This window comes from Bacteroides caecigallinarum (genome assembly GCF_021530995.1).
Classification (GTDB): domain Bacteria; phylum Bacteroidota; class Bacteroidia; order Bacteroidales; family Bacteroidaceae; genus Phocaeicola; species Phocaeicola faecigallinarum.
In genome coordinates this window covers 1-23,761 of the sequence record NZ_JADYTF010000053.1, presented here as the reverse complement: position 1 = coordinate 23,761, position 23,761 = coordinate 1, and the positions used below count along the sequence as shown (strand labels likewise).

Here is a 23,761-nt window from a genome sequence, read left to right as displayed (position 1 = left end):
AAATTGACGTATGAAGAGAAATTTTAAGAATCATGCAGTCGTGGGCGTATGTGCCCTGGGACTGATTGGTCTGAACTCGTGTCAGGTGGACGACGCTTACGACCTGGACAAGGAGATTGACAAGACTATTACTGTGGGGGGTGACCTGACATTTCCTACCAGCAGCACAGACAATATGATGCTGAAGGACCTTCTGGAAATAGAGGATGGAAGCGCTGTGGTTACTGACGAAAAAGGTAATTATATTCTGCAACAGGCAGGAAGCAGCAATAGCACTGAAATAGATATTCCGGGAGTGACTATCAGCACTGCGGGCGGTTTCTCGGGTGTGGAAATTGACGGTGTGAGCAATACTACCGGCAGCAACATTGATATTGACGGCACCAACATAGTTATAGATGAGGACATTGCCATAGATATCAATTCGGACGGTATCACATCGGTACTGAAGGAACTGGTTTCGGCTAATACAAACTGTGTGGGAACTAAAGTGGTGGTGAAACTGTCAAAAAACGGATATGCGAACATTAGTGCGAAAATGAGTGACTTCGAAGTGGTGTTCCCTGAATTCATGACAATAGAGAGTCTGGACGAAAACTGGGAAGTGACTGACGGAAGAATCCTGACTCTGAAGAATGAGGGAAGCAGCTTCAACGAATCTGTAGAGGTACCGGTAAATATCACAAAAATAGACTTCGAAAAAGAAGGAGCTGACTATATCTACAACAACAATGTGAAGGATAACAACGTGATAAGCCTTAACGGTGCAATTGTACTGAGGGGAAATATCGCACTGGAAGGTAGTATGGGAAGCGGAGCATCGGTGGGCCTGAAAATCGATGTGGAATCGGAAAGTATAGAAGTGAATGAGGTGAAGGCTGTGGTGGATCCTGAAGTGGATATAGAAATTGACGACATGGACATAACAGACATCCCTGACTTCATGAACGACGAAAATGTGGCTATCGAGCTGACTGACCCAAGACTGTTCTTCACTGTGACTAACCCTAGCCCTATTGAGGTGAAATTCGGTGCAGTACTGACTCCTGTGAAGACCGGAATGGACAATCTGGAGAGCGTACAGATTAAGGATGTAACTATACCGGCAGGATGCAGGAACTACGTAATCTGCATTCATCAGAACGCTGAAATGGACGAAGATATCCAGGCTGACAGCAAGGTGGTAGTGGAAAATCTGAACAACATCATCAGAAATATCCCGGAAAAGATAGAGGTGAGCCAGGTTGAGGTGAAACTGCCTGAAGAGGCTATCAGCATAGAGACAGGAAAACATTACGACCTGGCTACTGCATACGAGGTGAAGACTCCGCTTATGTTCTCGGAAGGTACGGAAATTGTGTACACAGAAACTATGGACGGATGGGGAAGCGACCTGGAAGACATTGAATTCAATGAAATAGAGGCTACGATGAGTGTGGAAAACAAACTGCCTCTGGGAGTGAAGATGGATGCGGTGGCTGTGGATAACACTGGAAACGTACTGAGCAACGTGAAGGTGGATATGGACATGGACATCAAGGCTGGAGCTACTAGCGATGTGAAGTTCTCTGTTTCTACTACTAACGGAAGCATGAAGGGACTGGACGGACTGAAACTGACTGTGACTGCTACAGGTAGCGAGGAAACAAAAGGTATTGGCCTGAACGAAAACCAGTATATCAAGATAGACAACCTGAAACTGAAGCTTAAGGGTGGTATCACTATGGAGTTGTAATATTTAAAAATGAGGAGAAACAATGAAAAATATAACTAAATATATGATGGCTGCGGCGATGATGTGCGCGGCTACAGGAATGTCGGCACAGGCTTTAAGCTCGGGATATTTTCTGGACGGATATATGTTCAAACATCAGTTGAACCCGGCTCTGGCAAGCGAAAAGGGGTATCTCAGTATTCCTATGCTGGGTAATATCAATATCACTACAAAGGGGAACATCGGACTGTCGAACTTCCTCTATCCTACTGCTAACGGGGGACTGACTACCTTCATGAACAGCAGCGTGAGCGCACAGGAGTTCCTGGACGGACTGAAGGAGAACAACAGACTGGTGGCTAACCTGGACATGACGCTGGCTTCGATTGGATTGAAAACGTTCGGAGGATTCAGCACTGTGGAAGTGGGTCTGAGATCGCACTCATCAGTGAACATTCCGAAGGATATGCTGGAATTCATGAAGGTGGGACAGAGCGGCCCGAGAAGTGTGTATGACCTGGGTGACATGGGATTCTCATCTGCCAACTATATGGAAGTGGCACTGGGACACTCAAGACAGATTGGTGAGAAACTGAGAGTGGGCGCGAAAGCTAAATTCCTGCTGGGACTGGTATATACTGACCTGACAATGAAAAATACGCATATTGAACTGGGCGAGGAAAAATGGGTGGTTTCGGCAAACCAGGAAATGAACCTTGCAATGGGAGGACTGACTGTGCCGTCAAAGGAAAACGGTCTGGCGGACTTCGATAATGCGGAAATAAACAAAGCGGGACTGAGCGGATTCGGTCTGGCTTTTGACCTGGGTGCCACTTACGAGGTGATAGACAACCTGACTCTGTCGGCTGCCATCAAGGATCTGGGATTCATGGGATGGTCGAACAATACTTACGCTTCGACTAACAACGAGCCATGGGATTTCGACGGTTTCGAAAACCTTTCGTTCAGCGACGAGGATAACAAACTGGAGAACCAGCTTGACGCTCTGGGTGATGAATTTGAGGAATATACTAACCTGTACCTAAGAGATTCAGGTGGAAAGCTGAACAAGGCTCTGGCTGCCACTCTGGTGGTGGGTGCGGAATATGCACTGCCTATGTATGACAAGCTTTCGTTCGGTCTGCTGTCGACTACTAAATTCAACGGTCCTTACTCATGGAGCGAAGGTAGACTCTCGGCCAACGTATCGCCTCTGAGCTGGCTTGAAGGTGGTGTGAATGTGGCTGTGTCTACATTCGGAACTTCTGCAGGCTGGATCCTGAACTTCCACCCGAAGGTGTTCAGCTTCTTCGTGGGAATGGATTGCCTGATTGGCAAGGTTAACCCTCAGTTCATCCCTGTGAACAATGCGAACGCTAACTTCAGCTGCGGATTTAATATCGCGTTCTAAAAATACAACTCCATAAACGGATAAAAAAACTCCCCGATTTGGGGAGTTTTTTTTATTCTACATATAGTACCAGTCCCTTGAGGTATTCGCCTTCGGGATGGTAGATATTGACAGGATGATCGGCCGGCTGGGTGAGCTGGTGCATGATGCGCACACTGCGTCCGCTCTGTGCAGCGGCTGTGAAGACGGCATTGCGGAAGTCCTGCTTGCTTACTACCTGGGAGCAGGAGAAAGTGAAGAGGATGCCGCCCGGACGTATCTTCTCGAATGCCTTGGCATTGAGCTTGGTGTAGCCGCGGAGGGCATTGCGGAGGGCTCCACGATGCTTGGCAAAGGCAGGCGGGTCGAGGATGATGAGGTCGTACTCCCCTCCCATGCGGTCGAGATACTTGAAGGCGTCTTCGGCAAAGGCTTCATGGCGGGTATCGCCCGGGAAATTAAGCTCTACATTGGCACGGGTGAGGTCGATGGCCTTGGCCGAGCTGTCGACTGAATGGACAAGACGGGCTCCTCCACGCATGGCATAGAATGAGAATCCGCCGGTGTAGCAGAACATGTTGAGGACGTTGCGACCGAGGGAGTAGTGCTCGAGGAGGGCACGGTTGTCGCGCTGGTCGACAAAGAACCCTGTCTTCTGACCTTTGAGCCAGTCGACATGGAAGAGGAGTCCGTTCTCCATGGCTACGTTCTCTGTGCTTCCTCCGAGAAGGAATCCGTTTTCGGTGGACTGGAGATCGGCCTTGAATGGAAGGGTTGTCTCGCTCTTGTAATAGATGTTCTGTACGGTGTCGCCCATGACTTCCTTGAGGGCGGAAGCTATCTCATGACGGTAGACGTGCATGCCTGCCGAATGGGCCTGCATGACGGCTGTATGGTCGTAGAGGTCGATGATAAGTCCGGGGAGATTGTCGCCCTCGCCATGTACGAGGCGGCATGCGTTGTTCTTCTCAGTGTTGATGAGACGGAGGGCCTGACGGAGGTCGCGTGCCACGGTGAGGCGGCGTACCCAGAACTCGTGATTGATTTCTTCTTTCTTGAATGTGAGTACACGGACGGCTATGCTGCCTATCTGATAGTGTCCGGCTGCTATGTACTGCTTGTCGGAAGTATAGACTTCGACTACCTCTCCTTCTTCGGGATTGCCTTCCACACGGGCTATGGCTCCGGAGAACACCCATGGGTGGAAACGGAGGAGGGATTCTTCTTTCTTGGGTTTGAGATATACTTTGTTCATTATTAATTATTCATTATTAATTGTTCATTGTTCATTGAGTTTCTGATAGATTCTCAGTGTTGCCCAGGCATCGGTGGCGGCATATAGCTGCTGTGCCCCGGTAAGGGTATCGGCTTCCCAGTTGGAGAGACGCTGGCTCTTGGAAATCTTCTTGCCAAAGAGTATGGCATAGATTTTCTGGAGGCTTTTCTCCTGTATGCCGAAGCGCGACACGTAGTCCTGAAGCTCAATCCAGTTGCCTACACGGGGGTCTCTGTTGTTGGCACGGCGGAGCATGTTGAAATCGTCGCGCAGGGAGAGACCTATCTTGAGGATGTCGTTCTGAAGGAAGTCCTCGAGGAAATCGGGCAACCCTATGTGGTTGAGACGGAAGAGGAAGCACGTATCGGGTGTGGATATCTGGAGCAGGGCTACGCTGTTGACTTTTCCCTTGCGGAAGGAAGGGCGTGTCTCGGTGTCCACTCCTACTACACTGCATGTGCTGAGATAGTCCACTGCCTTGCGGGCATCGTTCACCGTATATATTATGATTATGCGTCCGGGGAAATGGTCCTTCTCCATTTCGGATATGAGCTTCTTGTCGATTGTAGATTGATATTCTGCCATGTATGTGTCTGATTCGTGTTTACTGTACGGACTCTTCGCCATGGTACTTGACATTGTGGAGGGCACGCATCACATTGACGAGGGTACGTCCCCAATAGGCAGCGAACTGCTCGCGGCAACGCCAGAGGGCATCGTTCATGGTATGGTCGAGCCCGAGGCTGTAGACACATACGAAATCCTTCAGAGGCTGGTAGATGTCCGCCAGACCTTCGGAAATGTTCTGCTTGATAGGTGTATCGCTGAAAGCCATGTCATCAAGGAATACCTCGAGATAATCGTCGTCGGGACCCAACTGAACGGCTATCAGGCTACAGAGATGTTCGTAATCGGTCTCTGTGACGAAGGTTTCGGGCTCGATGTCGTCGAGGGGTTCGCAATCGGGAAGCAGGGATGCTTTCAGATAAAGCAGCGGAAGGAGCTTGAGACTGCGGTCGACAAACTCATCGGGCTGCATTTCGGGAGTACGTTCCAGAAAACCGCAAAACTCGGCGGCTACGGTAACGAACTCGACAGTGTTTGCATCGAAAATTGGTTGATTTGATGATTTCATTTGATTAAAATTGTCTGATATTCTTATTTATATTAGTGCAAAGGTAGGAATTTTTTCCGTTTTATCAGTTTTTGGATATCATTTTAGTGTGGGTTTTGCGTTAATCTTTATATATTTGCATAACAAAAACCCTGTAGTGATAACAAATTTACAAACGATATGGCAACTAAAAAAGAGGACAAGAATAAGAACAAGAAAAAGGACAACGGGAAACCGGAAAAAATAAAATCTGCCCTGAACGGAGAGACGGGGCATTTCATAGGGGGACTGATATGCCTGATGTTCGGGGTGTATTTGTTCCTGGCATTTACTTCTTTCCTGTCGGCAGGAGGAGCTGACCAGAGTGTGACGGGATACAGCCAGACTGGCGGAACGGAGGTGGTGCAGAACCATACGGGACCGGCAGGAGCAAGACTGGCTGAGTTCCTGATGAACGGATGCTTCGGACTTCCGGCGTATCTCATTGTGGTGGTGCTGCTTATAGCGGGAACGAAGCTGATGAAGGCGTACGACTTTACGGTGTGGAAATGGTTCCTGGGATGTATGGCGGTGATGTATTGGCTGTCGGTGACACTGGGATTCGCATTCGGCAAGATAAACTCGTTTGTACAGCCGGGGGGTATGCACGGATATAATGTGTCGAGATGGATTGAATCGTATATAGGAGTGCCGGGACTCATACTGCTGCTGCTGTTCTGCGGTATACTGATAGGTGTGGCCATAAGAAGGCAGACGATGGAGGTGGTGAGAAAGGTGTTGCACCCTCAGCTGGGAAAGACAGGAGAGAAGAAGGAAGATGCAGAGATGGCTGAAGCTGCCGTAACTGAGGAGCAGGTAAATGTGACTGTAGAAGAGGATTTGAAACCTAAAGAAACCGAAGAGGAGATAGCGACCGAACAAACTGAACAGGCTGACGAAACATCAGATGAAGAACAGGTGGAAAAGAAGAAGGAGAAGAAGAAATGGAGCGATAAGCTGATGCCTGGAGGTCTTTTGGGAAAAATGTTTGGAAAGAAGCATAAAGAGGAAAAGGCAGATGATGTGGAGGAGAAAGAAAGCACTGAAGAAAGTGAACATAAGGAAGATGTGAAACCTTATGAATCATCAGACAAGGAGGATTCATACGCAGAAGAGGTGTACAGTGACGATGTGAACTACACAGACAACGCCATAGAGCTTCCTCTGGATGATTATCCTGAAACAGCTAAAAAGATTATTGAGGAAGAAAGAATTTCGCATACAATAAAAGAAACGACAGAGAAAAACGATGAACCTGAATTCGAAATAGAGGAAACGAAGGAGGAGGAAACGGTGAGAGGCGACCTGAGTGTGCCTTACAATCCGAGACTGGACCTGGAGCTGTATAAGTTCCCTACCCTGGATCTGCTGAAGACTTATCCGGACGACGGTCCGAGCATAGACATGGAGGAACAGACGGCCAACAAGAACAGAATCATACAGGTGCTGAGAAGCTTCGGCATAGAGATATCGTCTATAAAGGCAAATGTGGGACCTACGGTGACCCTGTATGAGATTACTCCGGCTGAGGGTGTGAGAATATCGAAAATCAGAAATCTGGAGGATGACATAGCGCTGAGCCTTTCGGCTCTGGGAATACGTATAATAGCCCCTATTCCGGGAAAAGGTACGATAGGTATAGAAGTGCCTAACGCCACTCCGAAAATCGTTCCTATGAGCTCTGTGCTTGCCAGCAAGAAGTTCCAGGAGAGTACATACGAGCTGCCTATAGCGCTGGGTAAGACTATCACGAACGAGGTGTTCATGGTGGACCTGGCAAAGGCTCCGCACATGCTGGTGGCAGGTGCTACGGGTCAGGGTAAGTCTGTGGGACTTAACGCTATAGTGACATCGCTGCTGTATAAGAAGCATCCGAGCGAGCTGAAATTCGTGATTATCGACCCTAAGAAGGTGGAATTCGCCATCTATGCGCCGATAGAGAAGCATTTCCTGGCAAAACTGCCTGACGCGGAGGACGCAATCATCACGGACGTGACAAAGGTGGTGCAGACACTGAACTCGCTGTGTGTGGAGATGGACACGAGATATGACCTGCTGAAGAAGGCGGGATGCAGAAACATAAAGGAATATAACGCGAAGTTCATCAACCGACAGCTTAATCCGGCAAACGGACATAAGTTCATGCCGTATATAGTGATAATAATTGATGAGTTCGGCGACCTGATTATGACTGCGGGCAAGGAGGTGGAACTTCCTATCTGCCGTATAGCACAGCTGGCACGTGCGGTGGGTATACATGCGATAATCGCGACACAGAGACCGACAACGAACATCATCACTGGTACAATTAAGGCCAACTTCCCGGCACGTGTGGCATTCCGTGTGGCATCAATGATGGACTCAAGAACTATCCTGGACAGACCGGGAGCGCAACAGCTGATCGGTAAGGGTGATATGCTTTATTTGCAGGGTAATGATCCGGTGCGTGTGCAGTGTGCATTTGTGGATACTCCGGAGGTGGAGAAGATTTCGGAATACATAAGCAGACAGCAGGGCTACCCTACTGCATTCGAGCTGCCTGAATATGTGGACGAGAATGCTGAGCCTAGCGGAGCTGCGGATGTGGACATGAACAGACTGGACCCTATGTTTGAAGAGGCGGCAAGACTGATTATATATCATCAGCAGGGCTCTACATCGCTCATACAGAGAAAACTGTCGCTGGGTTACAACAGAGCGGGACGTATCATGGACCAGCTGGAAAGAGCGGGTATCGTGGGTTCGGCAAACGGCAGCAAGGCCAGAGAGGTGCTCTGTCTGGACGAAAATGACCTGCAGATGAGGATGAGCCAGTTGAGAGGGAATAATTAAGGATTAAAAACCTGGAAAAGAATGAAACACCATATACTGCTTATATTAATGATAATACTGCCACCACAGGCTTTTGCACAGAAGGATGCAAGGGCAAGAGAGGTACTGGAAGGGATGACAGCCGCCTATACGAAGGCAGAAGGTACTGAGATCCGGTTTGGAGGCACAATGGAAGGGACGCTGGCTCTGAAAGGCGAAATGTTTGTTCTGGACTGTGCGGGTATTAAGAGCTGGTTTGACGGCAAGACCCTGTGGAGCTATGTGGAGGACAGTGGAGAGGTGAACGTATCGACCCCTACCCCGGAAGAGGTGCAGGCCATAAACCCATACACGATGCTGGGGATGTACAGGAACGGATTCGACTACAGGTATGTAGGGACAAAGAACAGAAACGGAAGGAGCTGCAAAGAGGTGGTGCTGACACCGGAAACCGAGCAGGATATAAAAAGTATCACTGTGGGTGTGAATGCCAGTATGGAACCGGCTTATATCGACATAGAGAACAGAAACGGCGAGAAACAGAGCATAGAAATAAAGAAATATACTGTCAGGAAGCTTGAGGACGGATTCTTCAGATTCAACCCAAAGGATTATCCGGGAGTGGAAGTGATAGACTTGAGATAAACAATAATTTTTATTTAATCATAACAAAAAACTGAACATTATGGCAACAGAACACGTGAGATGCCTGATCATCGGATCGGGTCCGGCAGGATATACTGCCGCTATATATACAAGCAGAGCTAACCTTAACCCTGTGTTGTACGAAGGACTGCAACCGGGAGGACAGCTGACTACTACTACGGAAGTGGAAAACTTTCCGGGATATCCGGAAGGTGTGACAGGTCCGGTACTGATGGACGACCTGAGAAAGCAGGCTGAGAAATTCGGCGCTGACATAAGAAACGGTATTGTGACCAAGGCTGACCTGAGCAAGGCGCCTTACACTTTTGAAGTGGACGGAGAGAAGGAAATCACTGCTGACACAGTGATTATCTCGACTGGGGCAACAGCAAAGTATCTGGGACTGGAAGACGAAAAGAAATACGCCGGTATGGGTGTGAGCGCATGTGCAACTTGCGACGGTTTCTTCTACAGAAAGAAGAAGGTGGCTGTAGTGGGCGGAGGTGACACTGCATGCGAGGAAGCTATCTATCTGGCAAGTCTGGCAAGCGAGGTGTATCTGGTGGTGAGAAAACCGTATCTGAGAGCTTCGCAGATTATGCAGGAAAGAGTGATGAACCATCCGAAAATAAAGGTGCTGTTCGAGCACAACGCTGTGGGTCTGTATGGCGACAACGGTGTGGAAGGTATGCACGTGGTGAAGAGAATGGGCGAAGCTGACGAGGAAAGATATGACGTCGCTATAGACGGTTTCTTCCTGGCTATAGGACATAAGCCTAACTCGGACATTTTCAAGCCATGGGTGAAAACTGACGAGGTGGGTTACATCATTACTGAAGGAAATACTCCATGTACGGGTGTGCCGGGAGTGTTTGCAGCAGGTGACGTGGCAGACCCTCACTACCGTCAGGCTATCACAGCTGCAGGAAGCGGATGTAAGGCTGCTATTGAGGCGGAAAGATATCTTAATAAGTAATAGAACTAAAAACTAAATTTATGAATTTTTGGAGAAAATCGGCCGCTATGATAATATTCATAAGCGGTATGGCATCGGGCTTCGCACAGCAGATGCCACCTATACCTACAGATCCGAATGTACGTGTAGGAAAACTGGAAAACGGACTGACTTATTACATCAGACACAATGAACTGCCAGACAATCAGGCTGACTTTTACATTGCCCAAAAGGTAGGTTCGATACTTGAAGAGGACAATCAGAGAGGATTGGCACACTTCCTGGAACATATGTGTTTCAACGGTACGACCAACTATCCGGGAAATCTGCTTAGAGAGTATCTGGAGGGTATCGGTGTGAAATTCGGAGCAAACCTGAACGCGTATACTTCGATAGACGAGACTGTGTATAACATCTCGAACGTGCCTGTGACTAGAGAGACTGTGGTGGACTCATGTCTGTTGATTCTGCACGACTGGGCTAACGACCTTACTCTGGACCACGAGGAGATAGACAAGGAACGCAAGGTGATACACGAAGAATGGAGAACACGTACGGGAGCCATGATGCGTATGTATGAAAAGGTGTTCCCGGTGATGTTCAAGGACAGTAAGTATGCATACCGTCTGCCTATAGGTACGATGGAGGTGGTGGACAACTTCCCGTATCAGGCTCTGAAGGACTACTACGAGAAATGGTACAGACCTGACCAGCAGGGTATCATTGTAGTGGGCGACATAGACGTGGACAAGGTGGAAGAGAAAATCAAGAAGATGTTCTCCCCTATCGAAATGCCTGAGAATGCCGCTGAGAGAAAGTATTTCCCTGTGCCTGACAATGACGAACCAATCATAGCCGTGGCTAAGGACAAGGAACAGCAGGTGCCTATCATCTATCTGTTCCACAAGCATGAGGCTGTTCCTGACGAGATGAAGAACAATATGGGCTATCTGGCAATGAACTATATGACATCGATGGTGGGAAACATGCTGAACGCCAGACTGGAAGAGTTGACACAGAAACCTGAGCCTCCTTTCATCCAGGCTTTTGCAGAGGATGGTATCTATCTGCTGGCAAAGACCAAGGGTGCATTCATGGGACTGGCTGTGGCCAAGGAAGACGGTATACTGACTTCGACTGAGGCACTGATGACAGAGATAGAGAGGGTGAGACAGTTCGGTTTCACCGCAAGCGAATATGCAAGAGCAAAGGCTGACTATCTGAGAGCTCTGGAATCGGCTTACAACGAAAGGGACAAGATGAGAAACGCCCAGTATGTGAACGAATACGTGAGACACTTCATCGACAACGAGCCTATGCCGGGCATAGAAAACGAATATGCGATAATGAACCAGATTGTGCCTAACATCCCTGTGGACGCCATAAACCAGATGCTGAAACAGCTGATAGGCGAAAAGAACATCGTACTGAGTGTGTTCTGTCCTGAAAAAGAGGGCATGAAATATCCTACTGAGGCTGAACTGAAGGCTGTGATTGACAAGGTGAAGGCTGCAAAACTGGAAGCATACGTGGACAAGGTATCGGACGAACCGCTGATGAAGGAACTGCCTGCAGGAGGCAAGGTGGTAAAGAGCGAAGAAGGTCCTTTCGGAAGCAAGGTGCTGACACTGAGCAACGGAGTGAAGGTGGTTATGAAGAAGACTGACTTCAAGGCGGACGAGGTGAGAATGCAGGCTTTCAGTACAGGCGGTACTTCGATGTTTGACGACAAGGACGTTGTTCAGTTCAAACTTATCAACCAGGTGGCAGGTCTGGGAGGTCTCGGAAACTTCAGCAATGTGGATCTGGACAAGGTTCTGGCAGGAAAGATGGCTTCGGCATCGGCATACGTGAACAGTCTGACAGAGGGAATAAGCGGTTCATGCTCGCCTAAGGATATGGAGACTATGCTGCAGTTGACTTACCTGAGATTTACAGCCCCAAGAATGGATCAGGATGCTTTCACTTCGTTCATCGGCAGAAACAAGGCAGCTCTGGCAAATGCAGAAGCTGACCCTAACACAGCATTCAGTGACTCTATAAGCGTGGCTCTGTATAACAGACATCCTAGAGCTATCAGCATAAAGGCCGAGACTCTGGACAAGATTGACTACAGCAAGGTGATGGAACTGTATAAGGACAGATTTGCTGATGCAAGCGACTTCACATTCGTTATGGTGGGTAACATAGACGAAGCTACTGCCACTCCGCTGATAGAGAAATATCTGGGAAGTCTGCCATCGACAAAACGCAACGAGAAGTTCCGTGACGTAAATCCTGATATCAGAAAAGGAATGTACGAAAACAACTTCACAAGAGAGATGGAGACTGCAAAATCGTCTGTACTGATGGTGGCAAGCGGAAAATGCGAATATACACAGAAGAACGTGGTGATGATGAGTATGCTTGGACAGCTGCTGAACATTCTGTACACACAGACAGTGAGAGAAGAAGCGGGAGGTACATACGGAGTGTCGTGCAACGGACAGCTGAGCAAATATCCTGAAGCGGAAGGTGTGTTCCAGATTTATTTCGACACAGATCCTGAACGCAGACCTCAGATGGTGGAACTGATAAACAAAGGTATCAGTGACTTCATAGCCCAGGGCCCTAAGGCTGAAGACCTGAACAAGGTGAAGGAATATATGATGAAGACTTATCAGCAGAACCAGAAAGAAAACTCTTACTGGATGGGAATACTGAACACTATGCTGTGGGAAGGTGTGGACATGAACAAAGGATATGAAAACACTGTGAACGGAATTTCAATAGAGGACCTGAAGAAGTTTGCAAAAGATTTCTTCGGACAGAAGAACATGATTGAAGTAAGCATGAGCGCGCCTGTGAAATAAGAATTTCATAAATAAACAGAATGGAGACGATATACTGCGGAATGCGGTGTATCGTCTCCACTTTTTTTACAGGCATTGTAAGAATAATGTTAAATAGTAACTAAATAGTGCAAACGGAGAACTTGCAGTAATGAACTATTGACTACATTTGTATTGCGACGACAAACCATAATAGAAGATGACAACAGTTTCATATCATAAAATAATACGGTGGCTGGCGGTGTGTGTGGCAGCAATAGCGCTGTCATCGTGCGGCACAAGAAGGATGAGCTATGACTTCAGAGACCTGGCTGTGGCTGCCATAAGGCTGGACATGGACATAGAGATGAAGGATAACCACAAGCTGTATCTGGAAGCTGCAGACTGGATTGGAACTCCATACAGGTACGGAGGAACCACGAAGAAGGGTGTGGACTGTTCGGGACTGACATCGGCAATATACAGAAAGGTGTACGGGAAGAAACTGAGCAGGAGCTCGGAGGAACAGAGAGACAGAGACTGCAAGAGGGTGCTGAAAAGGAACCTCAAGGAGGGAGACCTGGTGTTCTTCCACAACGGGAAGAAGAAAAGGAAGGCATCGCATGTGGGGATTTATCTGAAGGACGGAAAATTTGTACATGCATCGACAAGTGTGGGTGTAGTGGTGAGCAGCCTGAACGAAAGATATTACGACAAACACTGGCTGCAGGGCGGTAGAGTGAAATGACAAGAGGCATGAGTATGGGAAATGATTATATACTGGGCAGGACGCTGATGATGGCCGGGATGATAATGATGGCGAACAGCACATTGGCACAGCATCTGAATACGGACTTCAAGAATGATTTCAAGAAGCAAAACAATAAGGACAGCGAACTGAAGCTGAACGAGGAGGCGATAAAACTGATAAAGTTTGATTTCATGCCGGAAATGGAAAGCGAACTGAACAAGCCGTTGGAGTCTCCGCTGGAGAAATCGTGGATGCAATTCAAGGCAGATCTGGCTGTGCCGAAAAGTCTGACAGACACTACGAGGGTGAGAAAGCCTAAAGGATACATTAGGATGCTGCCCTACTCTATCTGGACCAAGTTTGGCGAAGATCCTGTGTACGACGTGATGGTGTTCGGAAAGAAGCAGAAAGAGTATGAGATTACGTGGACTATCAATCCCTTTGGCGATGATGACGACAACTATGGGCTGAGTATCTCTCCATCGGCAGGAGGCATAAGCGACGGTATGAGGATGAGGGGAGCCGGGATAGCGATAGGTGGTCTGGACATAATGGGATTCTTCTACGACAATCTGACGGCACGAGGAAGGATGCTGAAACACAACAGGAAGCATGCAAACGCATGGAAGATTTATCAGAAATACCAGCCATCGTTGAACGACAGTATAAAATTCCCTACATTCTACAGCGGAATGACAGCACCTGTGTTCGACTACAGCAAGGCAGGTGGAGCAGGTATGGCCATAACGGAATTTCCGGAACTGACGGACTCGATGAAGGCAGAGATAGAAAAGGTGATTACGACGAAAAGAGACTCGCTCAGGGAAGAATATCTGGAAAGAGCAAATGAAAAGGCCGACAAGGAAAGAAATCCGGACAGAGTGAAGAAAAGCTTCAGATGGGACGTGAGGAAGGCACGAAAGGCTAACATCAGAAAACAGAAGGAGGAGGAACTGAAAGCTAAGGAAGAGAAGATGCTGGAAGAACTGCCGGGAAGCATGGACAGCCTGTATATATACATGAGAAGAAAAGAACAGCGCGAGGCAGAAAAAAGAGCTGAGGAGGAAAAGATAAGGAAGATGAGATTCGGAGTGGAATAAGACTGCGAAATAAGCGAAATAAAACTGCGGAATAAGCGAAATAAGCGGAATAATGATAAAAATGCCGGGAGGACTTGGATTATCCATTGTCCTGCCGGCATTTTTCTATGCTCTGAATGAGAGGGCGATCATTTCTTGAAAATGAAATATACCGCAAGTATCAGACAGCAGAATGCTGCAAGGTGGTTCCACTTGAGCTCCATCTTGAAAGCTATGACGGAGAAAACGGTGAAGACCACCAGGGTGATGACCTCCTGAATGACCTTAAGCTGCATAATGTCGAACGGTCCTCCACTCTCGCGGAAGCCAAGACGGTTGGCCGGTACCTGAAGGCAGTACTCGAAAAACGCTATTGCCCAGCTGAAGGCTATGACGCCTATAAGCGGCAATGACTCGAACCAGCTGTATTCGCGCATCTTGAGATGGCCATACCATGCGAATGTCATGAAAATGTTTGACAGTATCAGCAGTAATACTGAAAAAATACCTTGTGATAGCATATTGTTGGTTTTTAGTTGTTTGTTTTAGCTGTTGGTTATACTTGAGTCAGAATCACAATCTGCCTGAGGGGGAACTACGATGGGCAGCATATCGGACTGGATATTGTTCATGCTGCTCCAAAGGCTGTAACGGGCCTCCGGATTCATCTCCTCCAGACGACGGAGAACTTCCTTCATGTCCGAACGGTGAGAGTCTTTCTCGTAAGGGCAGTTCTTTATCTGCTTGCGGTAGCCACGGATACGTGCCATTTCGATGAGATCGGACTCATGGAGGAGACACATGGGGCGGATGATGGTCATATCGAACTTGCGCATCACCAGAGCAGGCGGCATGGTGCTTATGGCTCCCTGGAAGGTCATGTTCATGAGGAGAGTCTCAAGAATATCGTCCATGTGATGACCAAGGGCAATCTTATTGCATCCGTGCTCCTTGGCTACGGTGAACAATGCCTTGCGACGATTCCACGAACAGAGGAAGCACGGAGACTTACGGGTGTCGGTGGAAGGATCGAACGAAGTGGTATAGGTATAGAACGGTACGCTCAAAGAATGGGAAAACTCTTCGAGATAGGCTGTATCCGACTTGTACTCGATATTGGACATCTGGACATGGACAGCAATGACGGAAAAACGTGGCTTGTAGATGCGTGAACGAAGAGCAAGGAGCTCAAGCAATGCCATGGAATCCTTGCCTCCGGACAAGCCTACAAGAATCTTGTCGCCATCGCGGATGAGACCATAATCGACCACTCCCTTGAGGAAGCGCTTGTTGATACGGTATAGAATTTTATCTTCTTCGGTCTGTTTAGCCATAACTGTAATTAAAAATGCGGGTGCAAAAGTACAGATAAAATGAAAATATTGGAAATAAATGCGGTTAAAATCATACAAGAGCTGTCTGTGAGGCATAATTCTTCTTGATATGAATACCGGTTTCGGATATTTTGATTACATTTGTAATGTATAAGCAACGAATATAAGGAATCAAAATTTTTCACACGGAATTTTAATAACTATGCCTAAACGATTTATGGATTTTAAGAAGATTATTACCGCTATAGCTTTATTGATTTTTTCTGTCGGAGCAGGAGCCCAGACTCTGACTCAGGCAAAGAAATGGTTTACAGAAGGGGAATTCGAGAAGGCAAAGCCTGTTTTCAAAAAACTGGTGAAACAGTCGCCATCGAACGCCAGCTATAACTTCTGGTACGGAGCGTGCTGCTACGAAACGGGAGAAATGATGGAAGGGCTACCCTATCTGGAGAAAAGTGCCGCAAGAAAGGTGATTAACGCATATCTGTATGTGAGCAAGGCTTATTATGACATGTACAGATACGAAGATGCCATTGAGAACCTGGAGGAACACATATACTGGCTGGAGAAAAAGAACAGAGACACCGCTGCAGCAGAAGAGCTCATGACAAAATACAGAAAGGGTGAAAGACTGATAAGAAGCGTGGAAAACATTACGGTGGTGGACAGCTTCGTGGTGGACAAACAGAATTTTCTGGAAGCATACAAACTGGGAAGTCAGGCAGGAACTCTGGAAACTATCGGTGTAAATCCGGAAGACAGCGATATGTGTGTGGAATTCGTGAATGAGATGGGCGACAAGAAACTTCTTGCTGCCAAAGATGAGAACGGCAACAAGAAGCTATATTCAAGTGTAAAACTTATTGACAAATGGAGTAACCCACAAAGACTGAGAGGCATTAATGGCGATATGACTGAGCTGAATTGCCCTTTCCTGGACTCGGACGGAACAACACTGTATTTCTCGGCCAAAGGAGAGGAAAGTCTGGGAGGATATGACATTTTCGTAACCAGAGCGGACTCAGAAGAAAACTCGTATTTCAAACCTGACAATATGGGATATCCGTTCAACTCGGCATACAATGACTATATGTATGCCATAGACGACTACAACAATCTGGGGTGGTTTGCATCGGACAGATATCAGCCTGAAGGAAAGGTTTGCGTATATGTATTCATTCCAAATGAATCGAAAATAACATACGACTATGATGCCATGGGGCAGGAAAAGATGATTTCGCTGGCAAAACTTGACAATATAGCCATGACACAGACTGATAATGACGCGGTGGCAAAGGCAAGGCAAAGTCTGGCAAAAGTGACATACTCGGGTAAAAGCAATAATACACCAAAGGCGGATTTCGAGTTTATTGTGAATGACAACAGGGTGTATACTTCACTGAATGATTTCAGAAACAAGGAAGCCAAGAAAATGTTTCAGGAAATGAAAAAGATGAAAAGCGACCTGAAGGTACTTGAAGATGAACTGGAGGGACTGAGAGACAGATATTCCAAATCGGGAGAAGGAGAAAAGAAATCCATGACTCCGGGAATATTGGACAAGGAACAAAGAGTGGAAAGCCTGAGAACAGAAATAGAAGGCATGACTACGAAAATAAGAAATCTTGAACTTAAATAGAGACTTATGAAAGAGTATTTCGCACCATCGGAACTGATTATAAATGAAGACGGGTCTGTGTTTCATCTTCATCTGAAGCCGGAACAGCTGGCTGACAAGGTGATACTGGTGGGAGATCCAGGAAGAGTGGCACTGGTGGCTTCGCACTTCGACACGAAAGAATGTGAGGTGGAAAGCCGGGAATTCAAGAGCATAACAGGTACGTATAAGGGAAAAAGGATTACAGTAACTTCCACCGGTATAGGATGCGACAATATAGACATCGTGATGAACGAGATGGACGCTCTGGCAAACATAGACTTCGAGACAAGATATGAGAAGGACGAGCTGAAATCGCTGGAGATAGTGAGAATAGGTACATGTGGAGGACTTCAGCCATATACACCGACAGGAACTTTCATCTGCTCGGAAATATCTGTGGGATTTGACGGGCTTCTGAACTTCTACGGAGGAAGAAACGCGGTGTGTGACCTGCCACTGGAACGTGCGCTGCTTAATCATCTGGGATGGAGCGGAAACATGTGTGCGCCGGCTCCGTATGCTATACACGCCAGTGAGGAGATGGTGGAACGTATAGCCCGGAAGGATATGGTGAGAGGTATTACTGTGGCATGCGGAGGATTCTTTGGTCCGCAGGGAAGAAAGCTGCGTATTCCACTGGCAGATCCTCATCAGAACGAGAAGATAGAAAGCTTCGAATACGGCGAAAGAAGAATAACCAACTTCGAAATGGAAAGTTCGGCTCTGGCAGGACTTGCAAAACTGTTGGGACACAAGGCTACGACGGTATGTATGGTGATAGCAAACCGTGTGGCAAAGGAGGCGTACACAGGATATAAGAACCAAATAGACGATTTAATTAAACTGGTATTGGAAAGAATATAAGAATATAATGGAAGAAAGTTTCAAACAAGCAGACAATATAGGGAAAGAGGAAAAATACTTACATTTCCTGGAACAGTATGCTCGACTGATTGAGGACGAGAAGAATGTGCTAAGCGTACTGGCAAACACTACGGCAGCACTGAAGGAAGCATTCGGATTTTTCTGGACAGGTTTCTATCTAGCAGATGGCGGGGAACTGCATCTGGGACCATTCCAGGGAAGTGTGGCATGCTACAGGATAAAGAAACGAAGAGGTGTGTGCGGTACGGCATGGGCTGAAGCCAGGACACAGGTGGTGCCGGATGTGGACAAGTTTCCGGGACACATAGCATGCAGCTCACTCTCAAGATCGGAAATAGTGGTGCCAATGATAAAAGACGGAGAGGTGAAGGGAGTGCTGGACATAGACAGTGACGAACTGAACACTTTCGACGAGACAGACCGGATATATCTGGAAAAAATGGTGGAACTGATAGTAAAAAATTTATACTGATTAAGGAGAAATGAACATTCTATATACGGACGATACGATATGTGCCATAGCAACGGCACAGGGAGGCGCAATAGGAACAATCAGAGTTTCGGGAAAGGAAGCTATAAGCATAACGGACAAGATATTCACTCCAGCGGGTGGTGCTCCCCTATCCGAGCGCAAGCCATACACTCTTACATTCGGACATATAATGAGTGAAAACGGAGAAATAGTGGACGAGGTACTGGTTAGCCTGTTTCGAGGACCACACTCATATACAGGTGAGGACTCTACGGAGATTTCATGTCATGGTTCGTCGTATATTCTGCAACAGGTAATGCAGCTGCTTGTGAAGAATGGTTGCAGGGCTGCAGGACCGGGAGAATTCACCCAGAGAGCATTTCTGAACGGGAAGATGGACTTGAGCCAGGCAGAGGCTGTGGCCGACCTGATAGCGTCGACATCGGCAGCCACACACCGTATGGCAATGAGCCAGATGCGTGGAGGTTTCAGCAGAGAGCTATCAGCCCTAAGAGAAAAACTGCTGCATCTGACATCGCTCATGGAACTGGAACTGGATTTCAGCGACCATGAGGAGCTGGAGTTTGCGGACCGTAGCGAACTTTCAGAGATTGCATCGCAGGTGGAAACAGTAATAAACGGTCTTGTACACTCATTCAGTGTGGGAAACGCTATAAAGAACGGTATCCCCGTAGCTATTATAGGAGAAACAAATGCAGGCAAGTCTACCCTACTCAACGCTCTGCTGAACGAAGAACGTGCGATAGTGAGCGATATACACGGTACGACGAGAGATGTAATAGAAGACACAATGAACATAGACGGGGTGATGTTCAGATTTATCGATACAGCCGGAATACGCGAGACATCGGATGAGATAGAAAGTATAGGTATAGAACGCAGTTTCCAGAAGCTGGATCAGGCATCGATAGTTCTATGGGTGATAGACAGTACGGAAGCGAAAGCTCAGATAGAGGCATTGAAGGATAAAGTAATACCAAGATGCGAAGGTAAAAAACTCATTCTGGTGATGAACAAATGTGATGTAACACCAGATCCTGCTGTATTTGTTTCTGATACTGAGATTTTTTTCCCTGAGAATGTCTGTATGGAAACAATATCCATCTCGGCAAAGAACCGTAAGGGAATAGCTGAGCTGCAAGAACTCCTGGTGAAAGCAGCCGCACTGCCGGAAGTGACACAGAATGATGTGGTGGTAAGCAACATCCGTCATTACGAAGCACTTACACATGCCTTGGAAGCCATCCACCGAGTACAGGACGGTCTGGAAATGAATCTCTCCGGAGATCTGGTAAGCCAGGATTTAAGGGAATGTCTGTTCCATCTGGCAGAGATTGTGGGTGGAGAGATAACGAATGACGAGGTTTTGGGGAATATATTCAGGAATTTTTGCATCGGTAAATAAAGTACTCTAAACAACTCAAAACATCTTCAAATAACTTATAATAAGTCCCTCATTTTGAGGGACTTTTATTTTTTAACACTTCCGAGTAGCTTTTTGTTGTTTCAAATTATTGCGACTATTTTTGTACCGTATTTGAACCGCGATGGAATTTAAAAGCGGTGCGATTACGACTAAATGACATTGAAGTCACTTCCTTGGGACACCCTGGGAAAATGCCCAAATGACATTGAGAGCACAAGCTGGGACACCATGGGACGTGGTGGGACACCTTGGGACACTTTTGGGCGACTTCGTTGGCGAAATTATCACGAATATCAGAAACGGCAATGGAGATACAGAAACGATGTAAGTACTGCGGAAAGCTCTTTATTGCACATACATTGGCTACTCAGTATTGCTCACGTCAGTGTAATGGCAAAGATTACAAAAGAAAGATGCGAGAGAAGGAAATTTCAGACTATCTTGAGTCAAATCCTCAAGATGTGCCTGCTGAAGTTTCCTCCCAGAAATCTGTTCTCGAACAAAAGAGATTCCTTACTCCGAGAGAGGCTGCCGCTTATCTGGGCATCGGAAAATCTTCGGTCTACAGAGAACTTGCCAGTGGGCTTATAAAAGCCGTTCAGATGAAAGGAAAGACTCTTATCAGACGGAAAGATATTGACGGTTTGTTCGATCGGGCAAAAGAATATCAGACACGAACAGGCAAGATTCATGAGAAACGGGAATATTACACAGTCAGCCAGATTGTAAATAAATTCCATACTACCCGTCGTGCTGTATGGAATCGATGTGAGAAGTATGGCATTAAAAAAGTGTATCAAGGGCGAAACACCTTCTATGACAAAGTTCTTGTGGATATACACTTTGCAGAACTGATTGCTGAAGTGGATATGAATGACTATTACACAATAGATCAAATCATGGAAAAGTTCAGTATGAGCCATGCTGCTGTACTTTCTTTCGTTCAAAGGAATGATATTCCCCGTATCACACAAGGACGTAAGGTTTACTACTCACGTGCGCATATTGATACATTCAAAGGTGAAAGAGAGAATGTTGATCCGCTTTATTACACCTATAAGGATATACACGAAAAATATAAATTAAGTAAGGACCAGATCAATTATTATGTCCACAATTATAATATTCCAAACCATAAGCAAGGCCGATTGACAATCGTTGAACGAAATAGCTTTGACAGGATTATAAAAGAAAGAATGAGTACAAGCTTTCTTGATAAAGAAGTTGAGAAAAGAAAAAAACAGAAGAAGACCGATAAGGTTCCTGACGGCTATATCTCAATCAAACAGATTGCTGAACAATATGGTATTACAGAGAAAGCTGCCCAGGCGAAAACCCGTGAAGGGAAACTGGAAAAGCTATTCATCAAACATCGAAACTACTTTAATGCAAATGCCGTAGAACAGTTGTTCAACCGTGATCCGGAAAAGTTCGATGTTCCTGAAGACTATATAACCGCACAGAAGATTGCTGAACGGTTCAAGGTAACAGTTCATCATGTACATGGTAGAACAAGGCAAGCAAAAGTTCCGAGAATAACTATCAAGCACATAAACTTCTACGAGTTAAAAGCTGTGGAAGAGTTATTCGGACATCGTATCCCTGTTTCAGAATCTGTTGAAGGAGATTCTATCGAATGGATTACAGGAGAACAGATTGAAGAGCTTTATGGTCTGTCTTCTGCAGCCAGAAGAACTTTGGTTTCCCGTCACAAGATACCAAGTAAAAAGGTTCATGAAACTACATTCTATTCTAAAGCAGATATTGAATATGCCAGAAATCCAGGACTCAAAGATCAGAAGGACTATTATACAGTTGAACAAATCAAAGAGAAGTTCGGATTAAGCCGAGAAGAAGTTTACAGTCTGGCCCGATACAAAAATATACAGAAGAAACGTGATGGAAGGTTTACTCTGTTCTTAAAGGAAGATGTCATCCGGGCTATCCATGAGCGTAAACAGTAAGCTTATTCTAACTTACTCTATAATTACTCTCTATTACCTGTAGTAAGCAGAGAATCATCTTTGATATTTGCCATTAAATAGAAACAAATTATAAATACCCACAGATATGCAGAATTGTAAGAAAGTAACATTAAGACTCCGCCATTGTAAGCATGGCAAAATGTCATACTATCTCGATTACTATCCACCTTATCGGGACAAAAAAACGATGAAAACCATACGTCATGAATATTTGGGTATATACATTTACGAGAGCCCCAAGAATTCACATGAACTTGCTTTCAATAAAACTATGGAAGAAAAAGCAGAAATCATTCGATGCCGAAGATTTGAGGAAATCATAAATGAACGGTATAATCTTTATGACAAGCAACGCCTGAATGAAAGTTTCATAGATTATTATGAGAAAGAAGCCAGGAAGCATAATCAGAAGTGGATATATGTATGCAAACATTTCAAGAACTACGTCAACGGGAAATGTTCCTTTGGAGAAGTTGATGTGGAATTATGTCAAGGATTTGCAGAATATCTCTTAGAACATGCTCAAAGTATGCGGACTGGCGAACGACTTTCCAATAACTCGGTTGCCGGATATTGGTCAACATTCAGAGGATTCCTCCGGATTGCATACAGGTCCAGATTGATCAATGAGAATATAAATGACTACCTCGATCGCATAGAATACGAAGACACATTAAAAGAAAGTCTGACTCTACAGGAGATTTACAAACTTTACAACACAGATTGTAAAATAGATGTATTGAAACGGGCATGTTTGTTTTCTTGCTTTACTGGCCTACGTTTCAGCGATGTGAATGCATTGACCTGGGAGATGGTGAAAGAATATGCTGACGGAAGTAAGTATCTTGATTTTCTGGCTGTAAAAACAACGAAACAGAATATTGTCCCCATTAATGATGACGCATTGCATCTGATGGGTAGAAAAGGAACTGGAAAGGTATTTAAAGGATTGTTTTACTATATGACTCAAAAAGTAATGCACGAATGGTTGAAGGCTGCTAAAATTAAAAAGCACATCACCTTCCATAGCTTCCGCCACACCTTTGCAACCCTTCAAGTTGAACTTGGAACAGACATCTACACCGTGCAGAACATGCTTGGACATGCCAACGTAACGACCACAGAGATTTATGCTCGACACGCAGATGCCAAATCCAAGGAAGCATCTCAGAAACTCTCTCTTAGCCTGTTAAAAAGTGTTTCGACAAATAAGAAATCAAGTGAAAATAAGAACTCAAATAAAGAGAACAAAATAATAACAAGTGAAAGAAAGGAAAACAAGAGAAGAGAAAACTACCTCTCAAAATATTGAATATCAATATATTAAAATAGTTAACTACTTGCATTTTCTTATAGATTCTTTCGAATTATTCATGCATTTCTCCCTATTTTTG

At 46.0% G+C, this 23,761-nt stretch carries 20 protein-coding genes; 15 read left to right on the top strand and 5 right to left on the bottom strand.

The genetic code is table 11. The features are described 5' to 3' along the window. Positions 1–10 precede the first annotated feature (10 nt). Entirely contained in the window at positions 11–1,735 is a 1,725-nt protein-coding gene (locus I6E24_RS08685; RefSeq protein ID WP_235327927.1) for a hypothetical protein, read from the top strand. A gap of 22 nt (positions 1,736–1,757) precedes the next feature. Beyond that, on the top strand, positions 1,758–3,125 hold the full coding sequence (locus I6E24_RS08680; protein ID WP_235327925.1) for a DUF5723 family protein: 1,368 nt from the start codon (positions 1,758–1,760) through the stop codon (positions 3,123–3,125). Positions 3,126–3,177: 52 nt separating this feature from the next. Here the strand turns inward: I6E24_RS08680 and I6E24_RS08675 are convergent, their stop codons facing one another. From I6E24_RS08675 to I6E24_RS08665, 3 genes are read right to left on the bottom strand one after another with little or no spacing between them, the layout of a single operon-like run. Beyond that, the gene (locus I6E24_RS08675; protein WP_235327923.1) at positions 3,178–4,359 is read right to left on the bottom strand and encodes a class I SAM-dependent rRNA methyltransferase; all 1,182 of its coding nucleotides are present in this window, start codon (positions 4,357–4,359) and stop codon (positions 3,178–3,180) included. A gap of 24 nt (positions 4,360–4,383) precedes the next feature. Next, a complete protein-coding gene (locus I6E24_RS08670) occupies positions 4,384–4,965 on the bottom strand; it encodes a 3'-5' exonuclease (protein ID WP_235327931.1) in 582 nt (193 codons plus the stop codon). A gap of 19 nt (positions 4,966–4,984) precedes the next feature. After that, the gene (locus tag I6E24_RS08665; protein WP_235327921.1) at positions 4,985–5,515 is read right to left on the bottom strand and encodes a DUF5063 domain-containing protein; all 531 of its coding nucleotides are present in this window, start codon (positions 5,513–5,515) and stop codon (positions 4,985–4,987) included. A gap of 159 nt (positions 5,516–5,674) precedes the next feature. Here I6E24_RS08665 and I6E24_RS08660 point away from each other — a divergent pair, with 159 nt between their 5' ends. From I6E24_RS08660 to I6E24_RS08635, 6 genes are all read left to right on the top strand, one after another. Continuing rightward, on the top strand, positions 5,675–8,365 hold the full coding sequence (locus I6E24_RS08660) for an FtsK/SpoIIIE family DNA translocase (protein WP_235327919.1): 2,691 nt from the start codon (positions 5,675–5,677) through the stop codon (positions 8,363–8,365). 21 nt (positions 8,366–8,386) lie between these two features. Beyond that, on the top strand, positions 8,387–8,989 hold the full coding sequence (locus I6E24_RS08655; RefSeq protein WP_235327917.1) for a LolA-like putative outer membrane lipoprotein chaperone: 603 nt from the start codon (positions 8,387–8,389) through the stop codon (positions 8,987–8,989). Between the two features lie 40 nt (positions 8,990–9,029). Further along, the gene (gene trxB / locus I6E24_RS08650) at positions 9,030–9,965 is read left to right on the top strand and encodes a thioredoxin-disulfide reductase (RefSeq protein WP_235327915.1); all 936 of its coding nucleotides are present in this window, start codon (positions 9,030–9,032) and stop codon (positions 9,963–9,965) included. 20 nt (positions 9,966–9,985) lie between these two features. Beyond that, a complete protein-coding gene (locus tag I6E24_RS08645) occupies positions 9,986–12,796 on the top strand; it encodes a M16 family metallopeptidase (RefSeq protein WP_235327913.1) in 2,811 nt (936 codons plus the stop codon). 178 nt (positions 12,797–12,974) lie between these two features. Continuing rightward, complete coding sequence (locus tag I6E24_RS08640) at positions 12,975–13,502, top strand: C40 family peptidase (protein WP_394800384.1); 528 nt, start codon at positions 12,975–12,977, stop codon at positions 13,500–13,502. A gap of 14 nt (positions 13,503–13,516) precedes the next feature. Beyond that, complete coding sequence (locus I6E24_RS08635) at positions 13,517–14,605, top strand: DUF4858 domain-containing protein (protein WP_235327911.1); 1,089 nt, start codon at positions 13,517–13,519, stop codon at positions 14,603–14,605. 128 nt (positions 14,606–14,733) lie between these two features. Here I6E24_RS08635 and I6E24_RS08630 read toward each other — a convergent pair whose 3' ends face one another. Beyond that, complete coding sequence (locus I6E24_RS08630; protein ID WP_235327909.1) at positions 14,734–15,105, bottom strand: DMT family protein; 372 nt, start codon at positions 15,103–15,105, stop codon at positions 14,734–14,736. A gap of 24 nt (positions 15,106–15,129) precedes the next feature. Continuing rightward, complete coding sequence (locus I6E24_RS08625) at positions 15,130–15,918, bottom strand: tRNA 2-thiocytidine biosynthesis TtcA family protein (protein ID WP_235327907.1); 789 nt, start codon at positions 15,916–15,918, stop codon at positions 15,130–15,132. 202 nt (positions 15,919–16,120) lie between these two features. Here I6E24_RS08625 and I6E24_RS08620 point away from each other — a divergent pair, with 202 nt between their 5' ends. From I6E24_RS08620 to I6E24_RS08595, 7 genes are all read left to right on the top strand, one after another. Then, entirely contained in the window at positions 16,121–17,557 is a 1,437-nt protein-coding gene (locus I6E24_RS08620) for a tetratricopeptide repeat protein (RefSeq protein WP_235327905.1), read from the top strand. A 6-nt stretch (positions 17,558–17,563) separates the two neighbouring features. Further along, the gene (locus I6E24_RS08615; protein WP_235327903.1) at positions 17,564–18,442 is read left to right on the top strand and encodes a nucleoside phosphorylase; all 879 of its coding nucleotides are present in this window, start codon (positions 17,564–17,566) and stop codon (positions 18,440–18,442) included. A gap of 7 nt (positions 18,443–18,449) precedes the next feature. Next, positions 18,450–18,935, top strand: a complete 486-nt coding sequence (locus tag I6E24_RS08610) for a GAF domain-containing protein (protein WP_235327901.1) — start codon at positions 18,450–18,452, stop codon at positions 18,933–18,935. 10 nt (positions 18,936–18,945) lie between these two features. Continuing rightward, positions 18,946–20,361, top strand: a complete 1,416-nt coding sequence (mnmE, locus tag I6E24_RS08605; protein ID WP_235327899.1) for a tRNA uridine-5-carboxymethylaminomethyl(34) synthesis GTPase MnmE — start codon at positions 18,946–18,948, stop codon at positions 20,359–20,361. A gap of 226 nt (positions 20,362–20,587) precedes the next feature. Further along, on the top strand, positions 20,588–20,710 hold the full coding sequence (locus tag I6E24_RS17215) for a hypothetical protein (RefSeq protein ID WP_262911917.1): 123 nt from the start codon (positions 20,588–20,590) through the stop codon (positions 20,708–20,710). After that, positions 20,688–22,346 carry a helix-turn-helix domain-containing protein gene (locus I6E24_RS08600; RefSeq protein ID WP_235327897.1) on the top strand — a complete coding sequence of 553 codons (1,659 nt, stop codon included), beginning with the start codon at positions 20,688–20,690 and terminating at the stop codon, positions 22,344–22,346. Before I6E24_RS17215 ends, I6E24_RS08600 begins: the two co-directional genes overlap by 23 nt. A gap of 106 nt (positions 22,347–22,452) precedes the next feature. Next, a complete protein-coding gene (locus I6E24_RS08595) occupies positions 22,453–23,679 on the top strand; it encodes a tyrosine-type recombinase/integrase (RefSeq protein ID WP_235327895.1) in 1,227 nt (408 codons plus the stop codon). The last annotated feature ends 82 nt before the right edge of the window (positions 23,680–23,761 follow it).